Source organism: Peptostreptococcus russellii (assembly GCF_900110295.1).
Lineage (GTDB): Bacteria > Bacillota > Clostridia > Peptostreptococcales > Peptostreptococcaceae > Peptostreptococcus > Peptostreptococcus russellii_A.
The window spans coordinates 1-6,675 of sequence record NZ_FODF01000034.1; the positions used below are offsets into that span (position 1 = coordinate 1).

Genomic DNA, 6,675 nt, shown 5'->3' on the forward strand with positions numbered 1-6,675 from the left:
CTTTCATATGAAAGACTTTTTAAAACATAATGATATTAATATATATTAATATCTCATTATTTGACTTCTACTATACTATTCCCCAGTGTATTATTTTCATTATGCTTTTTTTCTTTTAAAACCTTACTTGAAGCTACTTGATGTTCAAAGTCCCACGGATCTTTTCTAACAAGCCCATCAGAAAAAGGTATAAATATCGATACTATCGCTGATATCGCCAAAAGATAGATAAACCAAGCATAAGGAAGAAGTTCTAATGGAGATACTCTTCCACCTGCAAAACTTGTTACTATAAGCATTTGTGCGCCATATGGTATAAGACCTTGGAATACAGAAGAGAATGTGCTCAATAAGGCGGCACTTCTTCTTGGATCTAATTTATATTTATAGCAAAGTCTTTTTGCTACTTCACCGTTTATAATTATTGCTACCGTATTATTAGCTATTGCTATATCTGTTATTGATACTAATGCTGATATCCCCAATTGGGCAGATCTTTTACCCTTTATAAACTTTTGTACATTTACAAGAAGATATGATATTCCACCTGCTTTATTTACCATCTCTGCCAATCCACCAGTTAATAGAGAAAGTAAAAATATATCGGTCATTCCTGTAAATCCTTTATAAATAGCTTGTGAAAATGTAAGTAAATTAAGATCTCCATAAAATAATCCTATTCCACCTGCAAAAATAATTCCTGCAATTAAAACTACAAAAACGTTTACCCCTGCAACAGCGGAAACTAAAACCAGCACATAAGGTAATACTTTTACTACATTAAAATCGTAGCTTTCTACTTGAACTGCTGTTTCTGGCTTTCCAAAAACTATTAATAAAATTACTGTTATTATTGCTGGTATTATTGTAAGCCATAAATTCAGTTTAAACTTATCCTTCATCTCACATCCTTGTGTTCTTGTAGATGCTATCGTTGTATCTGATATTATAGATAAGTTATCGCCTAACATTATCCCTCCTAATACACATCCCATCATTAACGGTAATGAAGTTCCAGATTTTTCTGCCACTGCTATTGCAATTGGCCCTACCGCAGCTGCACTCCCAACGGAAGTTCCTGTAGCTGTGGCAATAAAACCTGATATTATAAACACACCTGCTGCCAAATACTCAGTTGGTATGTATGTTAATCCAAGATTTACTGTTGAATCTATTCCACCCATGGCTTTGCATACTGAAGCAAAACCACCTGCTAATAAATAAATTATACACATAATTATTATATTAGAATCTCCACATCCCTTTATAAAAGTATCGAATTTATCATTAAAATCTCCTTTTATTAAGATAAATGCTGATATCACTCCTATAACTACTGCTAGTGGAGCCGGAAACTGATAGAAAGCCATTTCTACACCCTTTAGTTGAAGTATAATTCCACTTCCCAAGTATACTCCTACAAAAACTAAAAATGGTATTAGAGCCTTTCCATTTGCTTCTACACCGTTTTCTCCACCAGAGACTTTTACTTCATCTATTTCATCAACATTGTTTTCTATATTTTTTTTCTTCATTAGCATACCTCTTTTTTTACTTTTAATAAATGCAACCCAAAATGGATTGCATTTATTAAATGTTTCTTATATTTTATATTATGTTAATTAGATGACTTTACTTTTTATAAAGCATATATACTACTATGAAATTATACTAACTTATTTAGAGATTCATTTAAATCATTTATTATATCATTTACACTTTCAAGACCAACAGATATTCTTACTAGTCCGTCAGATATTCCTGAAGCTTCTCTTTCTTCCTTCGTATAAGGTGAATGAGTCATTGAAGCTGGATGTTCAATTAACGTTTCAGCATCACCTAAGCTAACTGCTAACTTAATCATATTTAATGAGTTAAGAAGTTTCTTTCCTTCTTCTACTCCACCCTTTAATTCAAATGCTATCATTGCACCTGGAAGTTGCATTTGGCTTGCTGCAAGTTCTTTCTGTTCAAAACTATCAAGACCAGGATAAAATACCTTATCTACTGCCTTATGTTCCTCTAAGAATTCGGCTACCTTCTTAGCATTAGCACAATGTTGCTTCATTCTTACTTCTAGTGTCTTTAATCCTCTTCCTATTAAGAATGCATCGAACGCGCTAAGAACTGCACCAGTCATATCTTTTATTCCAAATAATTTTACCTGTGTAATAAACTCAGCACTACCTGCTACAAAACCTGCTACAACATCTCCATGTCCATTTAGATACTTAGTTGCTGAATGAAGTACTACATCTGCACCTAATGTAAGCGGTCTCTGAATAAATGGTGTACAGAAAGTATTATCCACAAATACCATACAATCCTTATTTTCATGAGCTATTTCAGAAATCTTTCTAACATCGGAAATCTTTAATGTAGGGTTTGCTGGTGTCTCAAGATAAACTACTCTTGTATTTGGCTTCATAGCCTTTCTTACATTTTCAGGATCAGTAATATCCACAAAGTCTACTTCCACACCAAATCTAGTTAAACCATGATTTAATAGTGAGAATGTGCATCCATATAAAGTATCTGATGCTACTACATGATCACCAGCCTTTAAAGCTGACCATAGTGCTGATGATATTGCACCAATACCTGATGCTGCTGCTGCACAAGCTTCTGCACCTTCAAGTATAGCTATTTTATCTTCCACTACTTTAGTTGTAGGGTTTCCTAGTCTACTGTAAATATATCCATCTTCTTCCAAAGCAAATCTTCTTCCACCCTGTTCAGCTGAATCGAATATAAAAGTTGATGTTGCGTAAATAGGTGTAGCTAGTGCTCCTGCATTTAAATCCTTAAAATTGCCAGCATGTATTGCCTTTGAACCAAATCCTAAACTTTCTACTGCTTTTCTTTCCATTGTAAATACCTCCAAAATTTTCAACTAATATTTTTACACCTTTATAGAAGCAATTTACATGCCAACTTTTTTTCATATTTTAAAAGCTGTATTTTCAACAGTTTTAGGAAAATATTTTCCCTTATGTTTTTTCTTGTAAATAATCTTTTACGAACTCCTCATTTTCTTGTAAATATTTATTTACACTGTAATATTTTTTTTCCACCTATAACTATATCTATGTTCTTTTTACCAAATTATTTTAAATATTCTATTCCATATTTCTTACATTTATTTATAAGAGTTGTATGAGATATTTTTAATTCTTTTGCCGTTTTCCTTATGCTACCACATCTATTTTTCATAATATCTTCTATTATTTTTTTTTCCATTTCTTCAACTGATTCCTTTAAAGATTTACCCCTATCTACACAATAGCTATTTTCATCTTTATAATTCATCTCTTTAGTTTCAATTGTTTCTTCAAAAAAAGTTTCTATCATTTTCTCGGTTGTATATATTGTATCTGAAGTCAAAATATTCTCTTTAGATAAATTTATAGATCTTTCAACCACATTCTTTAACTCTCTTACATTACCTCTATATTCAAATTCCATCATCTTATTTATATAACTTTGACTATAACCCTCAATATTTTTATTTAACTTCTTATTTAAAACTGAAATAAAATGCGTAACCAAAAGGGGTATATCTTCTTTTCTTTCTCTAAGAGGAGAAATTTTTATTGGAAGAACATTTAATCTATAATATAAATCCTCTCTAAACTTTTTTTCTTTAACCATTTCTTCTAAATTTCTATTTGTCGCACATATTATTCTTACATCTATTTCTTCTTCTTCTGTAGATCCCACTCTTCTAATCTTATTTTCTTGCAATACTCTTAAAAGTTTTGCTTGAGTAAGTGGTCCCATCTCTCCAATTTCATCAAGGAATAAAGTACCATGATTGGCTTCCATAAAAAGACCCTTTTTATCGTTATTTGCACCCGTAAAAGCACCTCTTTTATAACCAAATAATTCACTTTCTATTAAATCATCTGGCAATGCTGCACAATTAATAGATACAAATGGCTTATCGAAACGTTCGCTATTATAAACTATTTCTTTTGCTACAACCTCTTTTCCAGTTCCACTTTCCCCCAAAATCATCACACTGGAATTACTATCACTTGCTATAGATATATATTTTCTTATTTTATTTATGCTCTTACTCTTTCCTATAAGATTTGTTTTTTCATCTTCTTTTTCATTCATCAAAACGGATATTCTTATTGAGTTATCAAATATTTTAAAAATAAATGTCACACCTACTATTTTTTCATTGTTATCCATTATCTTTCTGCAACTTACTAATTTTCTGATACTTTTTCCTGCAAATTCAAATCTAATATCTCTATAATCAAACTTCGGTTTTCCTTCAAATATCTCTTTAACAATACTTTTTAAAGAACTTATTTCTGAGATGTCTTTATTTATGACCTTTGATTTATCTATAAAAAACATTTCCTCACAAACATTATTAAATGTAACTATTTTATAATTTTCATCTACTGACATTATACCCTCATCTATAGAGTCAATAAGCCTAACCATATTAATTTCATCCATTTCACTATCGGTATACTTGATTTCCTCAATACTTTCTACACTTTCAACTTCATCTACATGATTAAGAATAATATCTTTATTACTTTTATCTATTTTTATAAGAATTTCTTTACTTTTGACTTCTAAAAGTTTTAAATCTACATTATACTTCTTTAATGCAGTTAAAACATCTGAGGTAACACCTGGTCTATCTTTTGTATTTAATCTATATCTAATAAAATTGCTCATTTAATCACCCCTTTTTATAGATTACATTATATAATTTCGGTAATAAAAAGGCAAAAATGAAATAGGGCTTATTTTTCTAATTATTTTATTTGATTTGCCATTTAAATTTAATTTAGTGTTGGTATTTTTTTATCAAAAAATAAAAAATAAGGAGCAAACTACGTTACCCCTTATTTAAAAATTAATAATATTATCCTATAGTTATTCTATATCCTATCCAGTTAATAAATTACTATTCTCTATAATATTTTTAAAATTGACGCTTTTAATATCAATAGCTCTATGTAAAGTTTTAAGCTCTCTCTCTCTCTTGTGATTCTTCCCATAATTCATCTGCTTTTTTCTTCCATTCTTGAGAGTATGGTTTACATTTATCAGTCAAATCTTCTACACTTTCTGGAGATATTAAATCCGTAGAATGTGCCTTAGATCTGTTAACCATTTCTCTCAAAAGTTCTGGATTCTCCAACATTGGACAAGGTCGAAGATGATTATCATTAAATGGTTGTCCATTCCTATACTCCATAAATAAAGGAGATTTTAAACTTTCTAAAAGTGTATTCTCTCTTATATTTGAGTTGGAATAGTGTATAAATACACAAGGTTCTACATCTCCTGCTGAATTAATATGAAGGTAATTTCTTCCACCTGCAATACATCCACCTACATACTCACCATCATTTTGGAAATCTAGCAACATTATTGGTTTTCCACCTTCCAAGGCTCTTACCTCTCTTACTCTATGATATATATATTCTCTTTGCTCAACTGTAGGTATCAACTCTGGAAGAGCATCATTTCCAACTGGCATATAGTTAAAGTACCAACTATACATTGCCCCCTTATCTATTATCATATCTAAGAATTCATCAGAAAGAACGGTTTCTATATTTTTGCTTGTATAACAAATAGATGTTCCAAATATGAGCCCTCTTTCTCTAAGAATGTCCATAGCATGCATTACTTTATCAAAACAACCTTCTCCGCGCCTGCTATCGTTTTCTTCCTCGAAACCTTCTACACTAAGAGTTACTGAAAAATTTCCTACCCTTGCCATTTCATCAGCAAACTTCTCATCAATTAACGTACCATTTGTAAAGGCTACAAAATAACAATCTCTGTGTTTTTCACATAGCTTTATCAAATCGGCTTTTCTCATTAACGGCTCGCCACCAGTGTACATATAGAAAAAAATCCCTAGTTCTTTACCTTGCTTAATGATATCATCAAGTTCCTCAAATGACAAACTTTGATTGTGACCATATTCCGAAGCCCAACATCCCTTGCATTTCATATTGCAAGCACTCGTTGGATCCATAAGTATTAACCATGGGACGTTACATCCATATTCAACTCTTTTTTCATTTATTATTTTTTTACCATAATATGCTGCTGTAAATCCTAAGTTTAAAGCAGTCATTTTAATTACATTTGTATCTAAGCGATCCATCTTATCGTATACATAATTAATCCATTTTCCATCTTTGTCTTTTATCATCTCTCTTACCGTGTCATAAATAGATTCATCAAACATGTTTCCTGCGTGTTTTTGATATATATCGACAAGATTAAGCATGGCTTTTTCCTTTTCTTCTATATCTTTGTCCTTAATGGATTTAATAACCTGCTCTATTCCCTTGGCAGCTATCTTTCTTTCTATATTGTGTTTAATTCCCATATAGAAAACCTCCTTTCGATATAAGTATTACTACATAAATTACGAAAAACACAGTGCTAAAAGCTATTTACAAATGTTATAATAAGTAAAAAAAATCGTATGATTTCTAACTGTATATCTTAATGTTATTCCTTTTTCTATAATAAGTCAAGTCATCAATCTTTTTCGTGTTTTAATTTTATTAACTTATTATGATAATATTCCTATATTTTTTTATTTTTATTGACTTTTTCTTACTGTATTTTAATTCTTTAAAAAAAGAATTTTATTTAAATAATTTACTTTTTTATTTT

Annotated in this window: 4 protein-coding genes; all 4 read right to left on the reverse strand. The window is 30.4% G+C overall.

What is annotated here, in order from left to right; all coding sequences use genetic code 11:
* Positions 1–56 precede the first annotated feature (56 nt).
* Positions 57–1,535 (reverse strand): Na+/H+ antiporter NhaC family protein, encoded by a 1,479-nt coding sequence (locus tag BMY82_RS08820; RefSeq protein ID WP_091976184.1) that lies wholly within the window; start codon positions 1,533–1,535, stop codon positions 57–59.
* A 131-nt stretch (positions 1,536–1,666) separates the two neighbouring features.
* Positions 1,667–2,869, reverse strand: a complete 1,203-nt coding sequence (gene megL, locus BMY82_RS08825) for a methionine gamma-lyase (RefSeq protein WP_091976185.1) — start codon at positions 2,867–2,869, stop codon at positions 1,667–1,669.
* A gap of 236 nt (positions 2,870–3,105) precedes the next feature.
* Positions 3,106–4,704, reverse strand: coding sequence for a sigma-54 interaction domain-containing protein (locus tag BMY82_RS08830; protein ID WP_091976186.1), 1,599 nt, complete (start codon positions 4,702–4,704; stop codon positions 3,106–3,108).
* A 292-nt stretch (positions 4,705–4,996) separates the two neighbouring features.
* Complete coding sequence (locus BMY82_RS08835) at positions 4,997–6,382, reverse strand: radical SAM/SPASM domain-containing protein (RefSeq protein ID WP_091976187.1); 1,386 nt, start codon at positions 6,380–6,382, stop codon at positions 4,997–4,999.
* Between the last annotated feature and the right edge of the window lie 293 nt (positions 6,383–6,675).

Excerpts from the sequence above, each read along its gene's own strand:
- BMY82_RS08820 (WP_091976184.1), bottom strand. The coding sequence starts at position 1,535 with ATGAAGAAAAAAAATATAGAAAACAATGTTGATGAAATAGATGAAGTA.
- megL (WP_091976185.1), bottom strand. The coding sequence starts at position 2,869 with ATGGAAAGAAAAGCAGTAGAAAGTTTAGGATTTGGTTCAAAGGCAATA.
- BMY82_RS08830 (WP_091976186.1), bottom strand. The coding sequence starts at position 4,704 with ATGAGCAATTTTATTAGATATAGATTAAATACAAAAGATAGACCAGGT.
- BMY82_RS08835 (WP_091976187.1), bottom strand. The coding sequence starts at position 6,382 with ATGGGAATTAAACACAATATAGAAAGAAAGATAGCTGCCAAGGGAATA.